A 15,391-nucleotide genomic window follows, 5' to 3' on the forward strand; every position below is an offset into this window, starting at 1 on the left:
TTCTACCGGCGGTCCGGGGTGTCGGCGCCCCAGCCGTCGTCGGGGAGGGTGCGGTCGGGCTCGGGGCAGTCCGGGTGGTCGTAGCCCCAGAGGCTGACCGTGTGCAACAGCCAGTCGGCGGCGGGCGGTTGGTCGCGGTCGATGCGGTCGACCAGGACGAGGGCCACCCGCACCTCCGGGGCCGGGGCCACCTCCAGGGTGCGCTGGCCGGGGATGTGCTCGTACGTCACCGTCTCCCAGCGGCAGCCGGCGGCGGTGAGCGCGGCGGTCAGCGCGGACTCGGTGACCCGGGTGTCGTAGGTGGTGAACTCCTCGCCGGGCTCGGGGAGTTCGAGCTCGCCGTGCCAGGTCGGCAGGGAGAGCGAGCGGAGCCGGCGGCAGCGGCAGAACACCGTCCAGACGTCGCCCCAGCCGAAGGCGTGCGGCCAGCGCGAGTCCTTGTGGACGCGCCCGCAGTCGTACGGATCGCCGAAGCGGGCCGCGAGTTCGGGCAGCGAGGCGTCGTAGCGCAGCGCGGCGCCGAGGCCGCCGGTGGTGGCGAGCTCGGTGAGCCGGTGCGCGAAGGCGGCGGCTACAGGCATCCGCGCACCGCCTCGATCAGGCGGTTGGCCCGGGCGTCGCCGTGGCCGATCATCCGGTTCGCGACGTAGGCGAAGCCGACGCCGAACTCGTCGTCGCCGAAGGCGAACTGGCCGCCGGCGCCGTCGTTGCCGAAGCTGCGGGCGCCGAGCAGCGGGCGGAAGGCGGGGGAGTCCAGCAGGAAGCCGGAGCCCCAGCGGGCGCCCAGGTCGAAGCCCAGGTAGCCGGCGCCGGCGGAGAGTTCGCGGGTGGCGTCGGCGAGGGTGGCGGGCGAGAGCAGCGGCTCGCCGCCGTCCAGGCCGGTCGCGGCGGCCGCGTACAGGCCGGCCAGGCCGCTCGCGGAGGCGACGGCGCCCGCGCCCGGCAGCTCGATCGCGTGCAGGGCCGGGTCGTTCCAGCCGCGCGGGACGTCCAGGCCGGGGAAGACCAGCGCGCCGTTCATCGTCACGATCCGGGTCAGCAGGTGCTCCGGGCCGGGCATCGGGCGGCGGCCCTCGGCCTCCACCAGGCGGGCCACGTGCGGGAGTTCGTGGTGCGGCAGGCCGAGGTAGACCGGGAGGTCGGGGAGCTCCGCGCGCAGGAAGGCGCCCGGCGTCCGGCCGGTGATCCGGCGGATCACCTCGCCGACCGCGAAGCCGAGCACATGGCCGTGGTACTCGTAGGTGCTGCCCGGCTCCCACAACGGCGGCTGGTCCTCGATCGCGCGGACCACCGGCTCCCAGGCGGCGATCTGCTCGAAGGTGAGCGCCGCGTCCAGGGCCGGGATGCCGGCGCGGTGGCCGAGGATCATCCGGGTGGTGATCGCCTGCTTGCCGTGCCGGGCGAACTCGGGCCAGTAGCGGGCGACCGGGGCGTCCAGGTCGAGCCGGCCGCGCTCGGCGAGCAGGTGGGCGGCGATGCCCACCGCGCCCTTGGCGCAGGAGAACACCGGGACGAGCGTGTCCCGCACCCACGGCCGCCCGGTGCGCTCGTCGGCGGTGCCGCCCCACAGCTCCACCACCTTGCGGCCGCCGACGAACACGGTGACGGCGGCGCCGAGTTCGGGGAACTCCGCGAAGTTGCGGCCGAAGACGTCGGCGACGGCGCCGTACCGCTCGTCCGCCCAGCCCTGGTAGTCCTGCATGGTGTACCGCCCCGTTCTGTTCGCACGTCATGGCGCCCGACATCTCGCGCGACGTGCCGCATGGTGTCTGCCAAGATCAACGACCGGACCACGCTACGGGGTCGGGACCCGCAGGACGACGGGTTTTCCCCGGACTGGGGCGGATGGGGCAGGTGAGGCGGGGTACGCCCGCGCTGCGGGAGGAGCCCGGGGTGGACCTGTCGGAGTCGACCGCGCGCCGGGAGCGCCGGTGGCCGGGCAGCCGGCCGGTCGGACACGAGATCGACGCGCGGGAAGTCGGTCCGGCCGACTTCCTGATCCGTTGGTGCGGCGGGTCAGGAGGTGGTCCGCACCTCGGAGTGCGCCGAGGCCGTGGGGCACGTGCGGATCAGTGCGCGCCGGTCCGTGCGCCCCGTCGCAGCGGGCGGTGCGGCCAGGCGGCGGCCGCGAGGGCGGTGCCGATGCCGACGAAGGCCGCGACTCCGGCCGGGAGGATCCAGCCGGTGATGCGGGCGTCCTCCGCGCCGGTGCCGAGCGCGCCGAGCAGCGCGGTCAGCAGGCCGTAGGGGATCAGCAGCGTGCCCGCCCAGGCGGGGGCGAGCAACAGGCGCCGTAGCAGGGGGTTTTGGGGGAGGTGGCGGGCGACGGCGAAGGCCAGCGCGACACCCGTGAGAGCGAGCACGGCGGTGAAGTCGACGCCGTGGTGCTCCAGCCGGATCAGGGCCGCGGGCCCGCCGTTGCGGCGGAACTCGTCCGCGAGCGAGAAGCCGTCCGCGAGTCCGGCCCGGCCGCCGGCCGCCCAGTAGGTCTTCATCGCGACGTACGGCAGGGCGAGGCTGCCGGCCAGGGTGACGGTGCGCAGCTGGTGGCGGGTCATGTCGGGCTCCCGTGTTCGGTGGTGGTCCCATGGTCGGGCGGCGGTGCTCCGGCGGGCGTCCTGCCGGGGGACGGGGTGGGGCCGGTGTCTCCCTCGGGCGGGCCTCCTCCCGGGGGAGCGGGCCCTCCCCCCGGTGGGGGAGCCGTGTGCCGGGAGGCGGGGGTGGGCAGGCTCGTTCGGGTACCGAGCTGAACCGAACCGAGGAGGCCCGAGTTGGCCGCAGTCCACGAATCAGTGCTCGACGCGATCGGCGGGACGCCGCTGTTCCGCCTCGCCCGCCTCGGCGCCGGGCTCGCCGCGCCGGTCTACGCCAAGGCGGAGTTCTTCAACGTCGGCGGCAGCGTCAAGGACCGCGCGGCGCTCTCCATGGTGCTGGCCGCCGAGCGGGAGGGGCTGCTGAAGCCGGGCGGGACGATCGTCGAGGCGACCTCCGGCAACACCGGCATCGGGCTGACCATCGTCGGGCGGCAGCGCGGGTACCGGGTGATCGCCGGGGTGTCGGACAGGTCGGCGGCGGAGAAGTCGGACATCCTGCGGGCGTACGGGGCCGAGGTGGTGACCGCCGCGACCTCCGTGCCGCGGGAGGATCCGAGCCACCTGTTCAACGTCGTCCGCCGGCTGGTGGCGGAGATCCCCGGCGCCTGGCTCGCCGACCAGTACGACAACCCGGCCAATCCCGACGCGCACCTGCGCACCACCGGCCCCGAGATCTGGGAGCAGACCGCCGGCCGGGTCACCCACTTCGTCGCGGGCGTCGGTACGGGCGGCAGCATCACCGGCACCGGCGAGTACCTGAAGCGGGTCAGCGGCGGCGCCGTCCGGGTGGTCGGCGCCGACCCGGAGTCCTCGATGTACGGCGGCGGCGACGGCAGCCCCTGGTACGTCGAGAGCATCGGCCACTTCCTGCACCCCGAGACCGTCGAGGACCGCTGGCCCAAGGCCTACCGGGCGGAGGCGGTGGACACCTTCGAGTGCATTCCGGACCGCGAGTCGCTGCTGACCGCCCGCCGGCTCGCCCGCGAGGAGGGCATCCTGGCCGGCCCGTCCTCCGGCACGGCGGTCGCGGCGGCGCTGCGGGTGGCCCGGCGGCTGGGGCCGGACGACCTGGTGGTGGTCCTGCTGCCGGACTCCGGGCGGTCCTACCTGTCCAAGGTGCACAGCGACGCGTGGATGCGGCAGTGGGGCTTCCTGGAGGACGGGGACGGTCTGCGGCCCCTGCTGGACGCCGCCGGCCTGCTGGTGGCGGTGACGGCGGACACCACCGTGGCCCGGGCGCTGGAGGCGCTGCGCACCGCGCCGGGCGGGGTCGCGCCGGTCCTGCTGGCGCGCGGGGCGCGGCCGTACGGGGTCGCCGCGTCCGAGGTGGTCGGCACGGCGTCGCGGGAGGTGCTGGCGGCGGCGCTCGCGGACGGCTCCGTCCGGGCGGAGGACCCGGTGGGCGGGCTGCTCGGGCCGGCCCTGCCGGTGGTCGGGGTGGGCCAGCCGGTCGGCGAGGCGCGGGAGGCGCTGGGGGAGGCGCATCCGGCGGTGGCGGTGCTGGTGGACGGGCGGGTGGCGGGGGTGCTGCCGCGGGCGGCGCTGCTGGCGTAGGGCCTTCGGTCGTGCGGCCCGGGCCGGCTCGGCCCGGGCCGCGTTCGGCCGCTGTGCGCTACTCCCCGGGCGGCGTCAGGACGGCCAGGATCACCCGGTCCAGGGAGCGGTCGAAGACCCGGGCCGGATCGGCCGGCCGGCCGGCGGTCGCGAACGCCTGGGCGAGGTGCGGGTACTGGCCGCTCATCGCCGCCTGGGTGAGGTAACCCACCATCTCCGCCTGCCACTTGGCGCCCGCGGCGGCGGTCTGCTCGTACTGGGCGAACTGGCACAGGAAGCCGTTGAACATCGCCATCGCCTCCATCCGCGTGCCGCCGGGCAGGCCGGTGGCGGCGGTGACGGCCAGGAAGTGGTCGGTGTAGCGCAGCGCGTTGGGCCCGATGCCGGGCCGGGAGAGCACCAGGCCGGGCAGCCAGGGGTGGCGACGGAAGATGGCGAGCTGCTGGTGCGCGAGGTCGGCGAGGTCGGCCCGGACGTCGCCGCTCGGCTCCGCCGGGAACCGGTACTCGGCGACGGCCGCGTCGAGCATCAGGTCGAGCAGGTGCTCCTTCTTCGGCACGTAGTTGTAGAGCGACATGGTGCCCGCGCCGAGCGCGGCCGCGACGCGGCGCATCGAGACGGCGTCTAGGCCCTCGGCGTCGGCGATCCCGATGGCGGCGGCGGCGATGGAGTCGCGGCTGTGGGCCGGGCGGGGGCCGCGGCCGGTGCGCTCGGGGCGCAGCCAGATCAGTTCGGGGGCCTCGGGGGGTGTGGGGCGCCCGGGTTGAGCGGCGCTGCCGGGTTGATCCGGGCTGCCGGGCTGATCCGGCCTGCCCGGCTGATCCGGATTGTCGGGACTGTCGGGACTGCTGGGGGGCTTGCTGGACGGCACGGAAGATCACCTCGCGCTCCCATCTTAGATACGTACGGCGTACGTAGTACGATACGTGGGCACGAGCTTCTACGTACGCTGTACCTAGAGAAGGGGCAGAGCCATGTCCGATGTCACCCGGCCCGCCATCGAGATGGCGGGCGTCGAGAAACGCTTCGGCGCCACCGAGGCCCTGTGCGGCCTCGACCTGGTCGTCCCCGCCGGCACCGTCTGCGGCCTGCTCGGCCCCAACGGCGCCGGCAAGACCACCGCCGTGCGCGTGCTCGCCACCCTGGTCGCCCCCGACCGGGGCGTCGCCCGGGTCGCCGGGCACGACGTCGTCCGCGCCGCCGAGGAGGTGCGGCGCGCCATCGGCCTCGCCGGCCAGTACGCCGCCCTGGACGAGGGCATCACCGGCCGCGACAACCTGCGGATCTTCGGGCGGCTGCACCGCCTCGGCGCCCGCGGGGCCCGGCGGCGCGCCGACGAACTGCTGGAGCGCTTCGGACTCGCCGACGCCGGCGACCGGCTGGTGCGCACCTACTCCGGCGGCATGCGCCGGCGCCTCGACCTGATCGCCAGCCTGGTCACCAGCCCGCCGGTGCTCTTCCTCGACGAGCCCACCACCGGGCTCGACCCGCGCAGCCGCCAGGGGATCTGGGACACCGTCAAGGAACTGGCGGACGGCGGCACCACCGTGCTGCTCACCACCCAGTACCTGGAGGAGGCCGACCGGCTCGCCGACGAGATCGTGGTCGTCGACCACGGCGCCGCGATCGCCACCGGCCCGCCCGACCGGCTCAAGGCGGCGATCGGCAGCGAGGTCTCCGTCACGCTCGTCGATCCCGGCCGACTCCCCGCCGCCGCCGCGGTGGTGACCGCGCTGGCCGGCGGCGAGGCGCAGCTGGACGTCGCCGCGCGGACGGTCACCGTGCTGACCGAACCCGGCCGTGCCGTCCTGCTGCCCGCGCTGGTGCGGGAGTTGGACGCCGCCGGCGTCGCCGCCGAGGACGTCGCGGTGCGCGCGCCCTCGCTGGACGACGTGTTCCTCGCGCTCACCGGGGAGGCGCGAGTGAAGCCCGAGCTGACCGTTCTCGAAGGGGAGGCCGCCTGATGGCCACGGCCGTGTACACCGCCTCGCGTCCGTCCACCGGTGGCCGGCTGGCCTCCGACACCTGGACGTCGATGCTCCGCGTGCTGCTCAACTACCGCCACTCGCCGGGCCTGTTGGTCGCCTCGTTGGCCGTGCCGGTGCTCATGGTGGTGGTCTTCGGGTACGTCTTCGGCAGCGCCATGCAGGTGCCCGGCGGCGGGGACTACCGGGAGTTCCTGATGCCCGGCCTGTTCGCCATGGTCGCCACCAACGGCATCATGCCCACCATGGTCGGCGCCGCCCGCGACGTCGGGCGCGGCGTCACCGACCGGCTGCGCTCGATGCCGGTCTCCCGCGCCGGACTGCTGCTCGGCCAGACCCTGGCCGACCTGCTGGTCAGCCTCGTCGTCATGGCGCTGATGGCGCTGGTCGGGCTCGCCGCCGGCTGGCGCGCCCGGCACGGGCTCGCCGACACGGCGGAGGCGTTCGCGCTGCTGCTGCTCTTCCGGTTCGTGATGACCTGGGTCGGCACACTGCTCGGCCTGGCCGTGGGCAAGGAGGAGCAGGCCGGTCAACTCGCCGTCGCGGTCTTCCCGTTGGCGATGATCACGAACGCCTACGTGCCCACCGGCGGGATGCCCGGCTGGCTGCGCGCCGTCGCCGACTGGAACCCGATCAGCGCCGTCGTCCAGGCCTGCCGGGAGCTGTTCGGCAACCCGTCCGCGGCCGGCTCCGCCTGGCCGATGCAGCACGCCGTGCTGACCGCGCTGCTGTGGAGCGCCGCCCTGATCGCGCTCTGCGGGCCGCTGGCCGTACGGAAGTTCGCCACCCACGGGCGGTGATCCACTCGTCCCGGTAAATGTGCTGGACACCGGTGTCGGTGCGGCAGAAGGTGGGCGCCATGGAGTACACCCACCTCGGCCGCACCGGCCTGACCGTCTCCCGGCTCTGCCTCGGCACCATGAACTTCGGCCCGCACACCGAGGAAGCCGACGCCCACGCCATCATGGACACCGCGCACGAACGCGGCATCAACTTCTTCGACACCGCCAACACCTACGGCCGCGACAGCGAAGGCCGGCAGCAGGGGCGCACCGAGGAGATCATCGGCCGCTGGTTCGCCCGCGGCGGCGGCCGCCGCGAGCGCACCGTCCTCGCCACCAAGGCCTACGGCAACACGAGCGACTGGCCCAACGACGGCAAGCTCTCCGCGCTCGCCATCCGCAAGGCCGTCGAGGCCAGCCTGCGGCGGCTGCAGACCGACCACATCGACGTCTACCAGATGCACCACATCGACCGGGACACGCCCTGGGAGGAGATCTGGCAGGCGATGGAGGTCCTGGTCGCCCAGGGCAAGGTCATCTACGTCGGCTCGTCCAACTTCGCCGGCTGGCACATCGCCCAGGCCCAGGAGGCCGCCCGCTCCCGCAACTTCCTCGGCCTGGTCAGCGAGCAGTCGCTGTACAACCTGCTCGACCGCACGGTCGAGCTGGAGGTCGTCCCGGCCGTCCGGCACTACGGCCTCGGCCTCATCCCGTGGTCCCCGCTGCGCAGCGGCCTGCTCGGCGGCGTCCTGCGCAAGGAGCGCGAGGGCACCCGGGTGCGCGGCGCCATGGGCCTCGCGAGCGAACTGCTGGACAAGCACCGCGACCGGATCCAGGCCTACGAGGACTTCGCCGACGAACTCGGCGCCGACCCGGCCGAACTCGCCCTCGCCTGGCTGCTCAGCCGCCCCGCCGTCACCGCCCCGATCGTCGGCCCCCGCACCCCGGCCCACCTGGACGCGGCCGTCCGGGCCCTCGACCTGACGCTCGACCAGAAGACCCTCGACCGCCTCGACGAGATCTTCCCCGGCCACCGCCCCGCCCCGGAGGACTACGCCTGGTAGCGCCCGGCTGGTGGGGCCCGGCTGATGGGCCCCGCTGGTGAGGCCCCGCGCCCGCCCCGGCACCGCGCCGGGGCGGGCGCGTTGTGGTAGCAAGGCGGGCATGACGGGAGAGCGTGGAGAGCGCGGGGAACGCTGGGTGCGTGGGGCGTACCACCACGGGGCGTTGCCGGAGGCGTTGGTGGCGGCGGCGCTGGAGGTGTTGGACGAGCAGGGGCAGGAGAAGGTCAGCGTCCGGGAGGTGGCCCGGCGGGCGGGGGTGTCGGCGGGGGCGCCGTTCCGGCACTTCGCCGATCGCCGGGCGCTGTTGACGGCGCTGGCCGACCGGGTGCTGGCGGACTACGCGTGCTGGCAGGAGGCCCAGGTGGCCGCCTCGGACGCGGCCGGCAGATCGGGGATGCGGGCGCTCGGCCTGGGGTGCGTCCGGTACGCGCTGCGGCACCCCCGGCGGTTCGAGCTGCTGCGCTCGCGGGCGTTCACGGCGGTGCGGGATCCCGAGTTGCGGGACCAACTGGAGTTCTTCGACCGGGCGTTGACCGGCCAGGTGGCGGCGGACCAGGCGGCCGGAAAGCTCCGCCCGGGCGATCCGGAGGTGGTCGGCCTGGCCGGGCAGGCGCTGGTGTACGGGCTGGCGCAGATGATCGTGGACGGCTACCTGCCGGCCGAGAAGGCGGAGGAGCTGGCCGTCCGGGTGCTGGACACCTTCGGCGAAGGGGTCGCCAACCGGCCTGGGCGGTAACCGAATTGTGGCTGCGGTGAGCCTTGACCGGCCTGGCGCCCGCTGATGTAATCGCCGATTACATAGTGCGTGGATCCGGGGAGGCCGGAAATGCCCTTGTTCGCGAAGACGCAACCGGGCTACACCACCGCCGCCGCGACCGGCGACACCGTGGTGCTGCTGATCGGGATGCGGATCAACCGGTTCTGGGCCGTGCACCACTGGGCCCCGCTCATGTTCGCGATGTTCCGGATGCTGCACGAGCTGCGCCGCAGCCCCGAGCGCGGCCTGCGCGGCCGCGTCCTGCTCACCGCCTCGCCGCGCACCTGGTACGTCGTCCAGTACTGGGAGTCCAAGGAGAAGCTGTACCGCTACGCGAGCGCGCCGGACGGCTTCCACCACACCGTGTGGGGCATCGCCAACCGCATGGTGAAGGAGGGGAAGACGCACCGGCACGTCGGGCTCTGGCACGAGACGTACATCGTGCCGGAGGGCGGCTACGAGTCGATCTACTTCGACATGCCCGCCTTCGGCCTGGCCGGAGCCACCGGCGTGATCCCGGTGGAGGAGCGCGGCCGGCGCGCGGCGCAGCGGCTGGCCTACCGGAGCGGCGCCGGCGGTGCGGGGGAGCCGAACGGGTCGAAGGAGCCGAGCGGCGCGGGGATGCGGGACGGCGAGGCGGCGGTGGGGGACGGCGCGGCGGGCGCGTAGGTGGGGGCGTCCGGCCAGTCGGGCGAGTCCGGCCCCAGCGTGAACGCCAGGTAGATCCACGGCGCGAAGAGCAGGAACGCGCCCATCGCCACCAGGAACAGCACGCCCGGAGCGACCTTCTTCACCGTTGCCTCCCGTGTCCTCGTTCGCGGCGTGATCAAGCTGGGGACGCGCCGCGGGCCGGCGCCTGAGTACGGGTACTCAAGGAGTGTCGTGAGTCGCCCGGTCACCCCGGGCGTGAGAGCGTCTGGGCATGGCGGACAGGGCGACGGACAACACCGCGGACCGGGCCGGGGCACCGGTGGTGCACGAGGTGCCGTACCACTCGCAGTGGGAGTCGGCGGAGCTGGTGCGGGCGATCATCGACGGGCGGCTGGACGCGGCCGAGGACCCGCGCTGGGGCCAGTCCGGCGCCGCCACCCCGGAGGAGTACGCCTGGTGGTCGTGGCGGCTGTGCGGGGTGGCCTGCCTGCGGATGGCGCTGGACCACTGGTGGGGGGTGGCCCCGCCGGCGCTGACGCTGGCGGACGAGTGCGTGAAGGCCGGCGCGTACGTCCGGGACGGCGAGAGCCTGCGCGGGCTGGTGCACACGCCGTTCGCGGCGTACGTGCGGGAGCGCTGGGGGCTGGCCGCGCAGGCCCGGGAGGCGAGCCCGGAGGAGGTGGCGGCCGAGGTGGCCGGCGGTCGGCTGGTGATGCTGTCGGTGCACCCGTCGATCCGGGAGCCGGCCGGGCCGGAGCCGGTGCGCCGGGGCGGCCACCTGGTGCTCGCGGTGGGCGTCACGGACACGGCGCTGGTGATCCACAACCCGTCCGGGTTCCCGGGGGAGTCGCAGGAGTTCGCGCACGTGCCGTGGCGCTCGTTCGGGCCGTTCTACGCCGGGCGGGCGATCGTCCTCGGCCCGCCCGGCGGCGAGGGCCGGGCGGCCTCCGGCAGGCCGGCCGCCGGTGGCTAGGAGTTCTCCGGCAGCCCGACCGGGTACCACGGCAGGCTGCCCCGACAGAGTGCCGAGATCGGCTTCAACGCGGCGGCCAGCCGGTCGAGTTCGGCGCGCGGGTAGTCCTCCCAGACCCGGGCGGCGGCCAGGTCGGTGGCGGCCTCCAGGGCCTGGTGGCGGATCCGGCCGAGCTCGGTGACGGTGCCGGCGGGCGTCAGCCAGCCGCGCTCGACCAGGCGGCCGGCGGCGGCCTCCCACTCGGCGTCGGTCCAGCCGCGCACCGGCTGGACCTGCTCGCGGCGCATGTCCATCGCGCAGCGGACGACCAGCGCCTCGCAGCCGTCCAGGCCGGCCGCGACCAGGGCGGCCACGTGGCCGTCGCCGCGGTGTTCGCGCATCACCGTGGTGGCCTGCCAGAGCCGTTCGAACAGTCCGGTGGGCCGGGGGAGAGCGGCGTTGGCGGCGGCCAGCACCCGGCCGGCGCAGTCCAGCCGGGCCGCGGCCTGCTCCAGCGTCTCCGTCGCCCGCTCGACCTGCTCGCGGTCGACGTGCTCCAGCAGCCGGGCCAGCGCCTGCCCCGCTCCCTTGGACCGGGCCGCCAGCGTCTCCTGCGGGCTCGCCAGTGACCACAGCGAGGGGAGCGCGCGCTCCACCATCGGCGGGGCGAAGCCGAAGAACGCGGCGATCACCGGCGGTGCGTCCACCGGGCCCAACGGGGCGGCGCGGCCGCCGAAGTAGCCGCGCCAGAAGCCGCGCAGGCCGGCCTCCTCGAAGGCGCCGAGGCACTCGGGCTGGAAGTAGGTGACGGCGTGCACCGGTTCGAAGAGCCACCACAGTGCGCGGGCGGGGTGGACGAGATCGGCCATCGGGAGACCTTCCTCGGACGGGCTCCGGGCGGGGCGGGCGCGGGGAGCGGGGCTGGACGGGGACGGCCGGGCGCTCGGCGGGGCCGCTCACGTGCTGATGACCCCGGCGGGGGCCCGGGTAATCCCGGAGCCGGGTGTGATGACGGTCACGCGGGCGGTGTCTCCGCCCCGGCCCCGCCCCGGCCCCGGCCCGTCCGCGTCCCCGGCCGTACCCGGCCGTCCCCGGCCGTCCGCGCGTCCGGCTACCGGGGCGCCGTCACCGGTGGCATCGCGAGCGGGTTGATCGGCATCTGCTCGCGGCAGAGCGCCGCGATCGGCGTCAACGCGTCGGTCAGCCGGTCGAGTTCGCCGTCCGGCCGGTCCTCCCACGCCCGGCCGGCGGCCAGGTCGGTGGCGGCTTCCAGGGCCTGGTGGCGGATCCGGCCGAGCTCGGTGACGGTGCCGGCGGGCGTCAGCCAGCCGCGCTCGACCAGGCGGCCGGCGGCGGCCGCCCACTCCTCGTCCGTCCATCCGCGCAGCGGCTGCAGCACCTCGCGGCTGGCCTCCAGCGCGCAGTGCAGCACCGGCGCCTCGCAGCCGTCCAGGCCGGCCGCGACCAGGGCGGCCACGTGGCCGTCGCCGCGGTGCTCGCGCAGCACGGTCGCGGCCTGCCAGAGCCGTTCGAAGAGTCCGGTGGGTCGGGGCAGCGCGGCGTTGGCGGCGGCCAGCACCCGGCCGCCGCAGTCCAGTCGGGCCGCGGCCTGCTCCAGCGCCTCGGTCGCCCGCTCGACCGGCTCCCGGTCGACGGGCGCCAGCAGCCGGGCCAGCGCGGCCGCCGCGCCCTCGGCCCGGGCGGCCAGCGCCTGCTCGGGGCTCGCCCGCGTCCACACCTCCGGCAGGGCCTGCTCGACCCGGGCCGGGGCGAAGCTGAACAGCGCGGCGACCGCCGGCGGCGCGTCCACCGGGCCCAGCGGGGCGCAGCGGCCGGCGAAGTAGCCGAGCCAGCCGCCGTCCAGCCCGATCGCCTCGAAGGAGGCCCGGCTCTCGGGCTGGAGGAAGGCGACGGCGTGCACCGGCTCGAAGAGCCGCCACAGTGCGCGGGCGGGGTGGACGGGAGCGGACATCGGGAGGCCTTCCTCGGTGGGGTGCGGGGCGGGTGGGGCGCGGCGGACGGGCCGCTCACGTGCTGATGACCCCGGCCGCCGCCGCGGTAACCCCCGGGGCGGGTGTGATCACGGTCACCCGTGGCTCGCCGGGGGCGGTCGGCGCCCGCGCGGCGCGCGAGAATGGGGCGAGGTGCCCGTCGCCGGGCGCCCAGGTCCCCTCAAAGTCCTCGCACGAAGGTAGTCGGCCATGGCCCAGATCAACCCCAGCATCCTGTCCGCGGACTTCGCCCGGCTCGCCGAGGAGGCCGAGGCCGTCCGGGGTTCCGACTGGCTGCACGTGGACGTCATGGACAACCACTTCGTGCCCAACCTGACCCTCGGCGTCCCGGTCGTCGAATCGCTCGCCCGCGCCACGGACACCCCGCTCGACTGCCACCTGATGATCGAGGACCCGGACCGCTGGGCCCCGCAGTACGTCGAGGCCGGCGCCGGCTCGGTCACCTTCCACGTCGAGGCCGCCGCCGCGCCCGTCCGCCTGGCCCGGGAGATCCGCGCCAAGGGTGCCCGCGCCTCCATGGCGCTCAAGCCCGGCACCCCGATCGAGCCCTACGAGGACCTGCTCCCCGAGCTGGACATGCTGCTGATCATGACCGTCGAGCCCGGCTTCGGCGGCCAGGCCTTCCTGGACATCATGCTGCCGAAGATCCGCCGCACCCGGGAGCTGATCGCCAAGCACGACCTGGAGCTGTGGCTGCAGGTCGACGGCGGCGTCTCCGCCGACACCATCGAGCGCTGCGCCGAGGCGGGCGCCGACGTGTTCGTGGCCGGCTCGGCCGTGTACGGCGCCGAGGACCCGGCCGAGGCCGTCCGCAAGCTGCGCGAGCTCGCCGACAAGGCGACCGCCGAGGCCTGGTGGGCCTGCGAGCACTAAGCCCCCCGGGCTTCGGGCCTCCAGGGCTCCGGGCCTCCGGGGCTCCGGGCCTCCGGGGCAGCCGGACGGCCCGGCGCGGGTGGAGGGCCGGCGCCGGGTGACGGATGATCGGGGCGGACGCACGCCCCCTTCTCCGTACGGTGGTGGAACCGCATGAGCAACCTCGACCGCAAGCCCGCCCCGACCGCATGCGGCCGGGAGGCCGCCATCGGCCCGGTGCGCGACCTGCTGGCGGCCCGTCAGGTCCGGCTCGGCGAGAGCACGGTGGTGCGCCGGCTGCTCCCCAACCTCGGCCGCCGGATGGTCGGCGCCTGGTGCTTCGTCGACCACTACGGCCCGGACGACATCGCCGACGAGCCCGGCATGCAGGTGCCGCCGCACCCGCACATGGGCCTGCAGACGGTCAGCTGGCTGCACCAGGGCGAGGTGCTGCACCGCGACAGCCTCGGCAGCCTGCAGACCGTCCGCCCGTACGAGCTGGGCCTGATGACCTCCGGCCGGGCGATCTCGCACTCCGAGGAGTCGCCCCGCCCGCACGCCCGCTACCTGCACGGCGCCCAGCTGTGGGTCGCCCTGCCGGACACCCACCGGCACACCGCCCCGGCCTTCGAGCACCACCCCGACCTGCCCGTCGTCACCGCCCCCGGCCTGCGCGCCACCGTCATCCTCGGCACCCTCGACACCGCCACCTCCCCCGGCACCGCCTACACCCCCCTGGTCGGCGCCGACCTGGCACTCGCCGAGGGCGCCTCGCCGCGGCTGCCGGTCCTGCCGGACTTCGAGTACGCCGTCCTCGCGATGGCCGGCCGGATCGACGTCGACGGCGTCCCGGTGGAGCCCGGCTCGATGCTCTACCTCGGCTGCGGCCGCACCGCCCTCCCGCTGCGCGCCCACACCGACGGCGCCGTCCTGCTGCTCGGCGGCGCGCCCTTCGAGGAACGCCTCGTCATGTGGTGGAACTTCATCGGCCGATCCGGTGAGGAGATCGTACAGGCACGGAACGACTGGGAGAAAGGCTCGCGATTCGGTGAAGTTCATGGCTACGACGGCGCCCGGCTACGGGCCCCAGAGCTCCCGTCGATCCCGCTGAAGACGCGTGGGCGAGCGCGCTGACCTGTGGAAACGTCTCGTGCGGGATTGCGTCCGGTGCTTGCTGGCCGGTGCACTCCGGGCGTGCCTCGGGTCCTGGCGTGAGGGGGCTCCTAGCGTCGTGCGGCCCGCTCTGGCGGTTCGAAATGAGGGCTCGCCGATTCTCATGTTTGGCCACGTGTGGCAGGGTCTAATCGGATCGATGCTGACCTTTTGCTGACTTATCTGACGTCGAGTCAGTCGATTGGGTCTTGACAATATCCCCAGCGCTGCGTCTCGCCGCCAGTTGTCTTCCCGAGTCTCAACGCCTGCTGGGACCTACGCCGGCAGACGGCTGCCACCGGATTGCGGGAGCCTGGGGCGTTCGGTGCGCGGCGCTGGGCTGCGTCCACCGCCCGGGAGGCTTGGTCTCGTAGCGTCAGCTACGTGATCAAGGCGATGGCGCCAGCCAGGGACCGGCGTAGCCGTGGGGCGACCGGTACGGACCGGGCAGGGTTGGACCGGTCTGCACCGTGCCGGGCGGGCGCACTCGCCCGGCACGGTGCAGACGGGCGCCGGTCACGTCTCGACGAGCTCCCGCTGTCCGGAGGCGGGGTCGAATCCGTGGGTGGAGAATGCGGGCCCGCCGGCCAGGTACGCCTCCACCGCGGCCTTGGAGGTCGGGAACATCGGGCTGGGCAGGACGTCGGCGGCGGGGTGCCAGCGCACCTCCAGGTGCTTGTCCGGCTCGACGTTGACCAGCTCGCCCGTGAACTCGCTGGTAGCGAAGACGAACAGCACGAAACCGCCGCGCCCGTCCCAGCCCTCCTTGGCCTGGATGGTGTGCACCAGGCGCAGGTCGGACGGCCGGGCGATGAGCCCGGCTTCCTCACGCAGTTCCCGGGCGGCAGCGTCGGGGATCTCCTCCCCGGGGTCGACCTTTCCACCAGGGATCGTCCACGCGGGGCCGGGGGTCCAACTTCGTTGGGCGTAGTGGACGGTGGCGATCCGGTCGGTGCTCAGGTCGTGGGCGATGACGCCGACCGACAGCCTGCTCGTCTCGTGCATCAGGGGCTCCTGGTTGAAGGTTGAGGGGGCG

The 15,391-nt window shown here is 74.7% G+C and carries 16 protein-coding genes; 9 read left to right on the forward strand and 7 right to left on the reverse strand.

Annotated features, from left to right (window positions below; all coding sequences use genetic code 11):
* Window positions 1-2: 2 nt before the first annotated feature.
* The 3 genes from AB2U05_RS27650 to AB2U05_RS27660 all read right to left on the reverse strand — a co-directional run bounded on the left by AB2U05_RS27650 (window position 3) and on the right by AB2U05_RS27660 (window position 2,558).
* Window positions 3-581, reverse strand: a complete 579-nt coding sequence (locus AB2U05_RS27650; RefSeq protein WP_369184525.1) for a hypothetical protein — start codon at window positions 579-581, stop codon at window positions 3-5.
* Window positions 572-1,702, reverse strand: a complete 1,131-nt coding sequence (locus AB2U05_RS27655) for a serine hydrolase (protein ID WP_045708596.1) — start codon at window positions 1,700-1,702, stop codon at window positions 572-574. The genes AB2U05_RS27650 and AB2U05_RS27655 overlap by 10 nt, the downstream gene beginning before the upstream one ends.
* Before the next feature lie 367 nt (window positions 1,703-2,069).
* On the reverse strand, window positions 2,070-2,558 hold the full coding sequence (locus tag AB2U05_RS27660; RefSeq protein WP_369184526.1) for a hypothetical protein: 489 nt from the start codon (window positions 2,556-2,558) through the stop codon (window positions 2,070-2,072).
* A 213-nt stretch (window positions 2,559-2,771) separates the two neighbouring features.
* On the opposite strand from AB2U05_RS27660, the gene AB2U05_RS27665 reads away from it, so the two are divergent.
* Window positions 2,772-4,148: a pyridoxal-phosphate dependent enzyme gene (locus AB2U05_RS27665; protein WP_045692896.1), complete on the forward strand. Its 1,377-nt coding sequence runs from the start codon at window positions 2,772-2,774 to the stop codon at window positions 4,146-4,148.
* A gap of 58 nt (window positions 4,149-4,206) precedes the next feature.
* Here AB2U05_RS27665 and AB2U05_RS27670 read toward each other — a convergent pair whose 3' ends face one another.
* Window positions 4,207-5,019, reverse strand: coding sequence for a TetR/AcrR family transcriptional regulator C-terminal domain-containing protein (locus tag AB2U05_RS27670; RefSeq protein ID WP_369184527.1), 813 nt, complete (start codon window positions 5,017-5,019; stop codon window positions 4,207-4,209).
* A 103-nt stretch (window positions 5,020-5,122) separates the two neighbouring features.
* Here AB2U05_RS27670 and AB2U05_RS27675 point away from each other — a divergent pair, with 103 nt between their 5' ends.
* From AB2U05_RS27675 to AB2U05_RS27700, 6 genes are all read left to right on the forward strand, one after another.
* Complete coding sequence (locus tag AB2U05_RS27675) at window positions 5,123-6,112, forward strand: ATP-binding cassette domain-containing protein (protein ID WP_369184528.1); 990 nt, start codon at window positions 5,123-5,125, stop codon at window positions 6,110-6,112.
* Window positions 6,112-6,933 carry an ABC transporter permease gene (locus AB2U05_RS27680; RefSeq protein ID WP_369184529.1) on the forward strand — a complete coding sequence of 274 codons (822 nt, stop codon included), beginning with the start codon at window positions 6,112-6,114 and terminating at the stop codon, window positions 6,931-6,933. Before AB2U05_RS27675 ends, AB2U05_RS27680 begins: the two co-directional genes overlap by 1 nt.
* A 59-nt stretch (window positions 6,934-6,992) precedes the next feature.
* A complete protein-coding gene (locus AB2U05_RS27685) occupies window positions 6,993-7,979 on the forward strand; it encodes an aldo/keto reductase (protein WP_045692977.1) in 987 nt (328 codons plus the stop codon).
* Window positions 7,980-8,079: 100 nt separating this feature from the next.
* On the forward strand, window positions 8,080-8,715 hold the full coding sequence (locus AB2U05_RS27690; RefSeq protein WP_369184530.1) for a TetR/AcrR family transcriptional regulator: 636 nt from the start codon (window positions 8,080-8,082) through the stop codon (window positions 8,713-8,715).
* Between the two features lie 96 nt (window positions 8,716-8,811).
* Window positions 8,812-9,405, forward strand: coding sequence for a DUF4188 domain-containing protein (locus AB2U05_RS27695; RefSeq protein WP_078859622.1), 594 nt, complete (start codon window positions 8,812-8,814; stop codon window positions 9,403-9,405).
* Window positions 9,406-9,658: 253 nt separating this feature from the next.
* Window positions 9,659-10,360 (forward strand): C39 family peptidase, encoded by a 702-nt coding sequence (locus tag AB2U05_RS27700; RefSeq protein ID WP_369184531.1) that lies wholly within the window; start codon window positions 9,659-9,661, stop codon window positions 10,358-10,360.
* On the opposite strand, the gene AB2U05_RS27705 is transcribed toward AB2U05_RS27700, so the two are convergent.
* Window positions 10,357-11,208 (reverse strand): hypothetical protein, encoded by an 852-nt coding sequence (locus tag AB2U05_RS27705; RefSeq protein WP_045692901.1) that lies wholly within the window; start codon window positions 11,206-11,208, stop codon window positions 10,357-10,359. The genes AB2U05_RS27700 and AB2U05_RS27705 overlap by 4 nt on opposite strands.
* A gap of 242 nt (window positions 11,209-11,450) precedes the next feature.
* On the reverse strand, window positions 11,451-12,311 hold the full coding sequence (locus AB2U05_RS27710) for a hypothetical protein (RefSeq protein ID WP_369184532.1): 861 nt from the start codon (window positions 12,309-12,311) through the stop codon (window positions 11,451-11,453).
* A 229-nt stretch (window positions 12,312-12,540) separates the two neighbouring features.
* On the opposite strand from AB2U05_RS27710, the gene rpe reads away from it, so the two are divergent.
* Both rpe and AB2U05_RS27720 read left to right on the forward strand, forming a co-directional pair.
* Complete coding sequence (gene rpe / locus AB2U05_RS27715; protein ID WP_045692903.1) at window positions 12,541-13,224, forward strand: ribulose-phosphate 3-epimerase; 684 nt, start codon at window positions 12,541-12,543, stop codon at window positions 13,222-13,224.
* A gap of 153 nt (window positions 13,225-13,377) precedes the next feature.
* Entirely contained in the window at window positions 13,378-14,337 is a 960-nt protein-coding gene (locus AB2U05_RS27720) for a pirin family protein (RefSeq protein ID WP_369184533.1), read from the forward strand.
* 534 nt (window positions 14,338-14,871) lie between these two features.
* Here AB2U05_RS27720 and AB2U05_RS27725 read toward each other — a convergent pair.
* The gene (locus AB2U05_RS27725; RefSeq protein WP_369184534.1) at window positions 14,872-15,360 is read right to left on the reverse strand and encodes an NUDIX domain-containing protein; all 489 of its coding nucleotides are present in this window, start codon (window positions 15,358-15,360) and stop codon (window positions 14,872-14,874) included.
* Window positions 15,361-15,391: the final 31 nt, after the last annotated feature.

Origin of the sequence: Streptomyces sp. Y1, assembly GCF_041053115.1 — a bacterium.
GTDB lineage: Bacteria > Actinomycetota > Actinomycetes > Streptomycetales > Streptomycetaceae > Kitasatospora > Kitasatospora rubellomurina.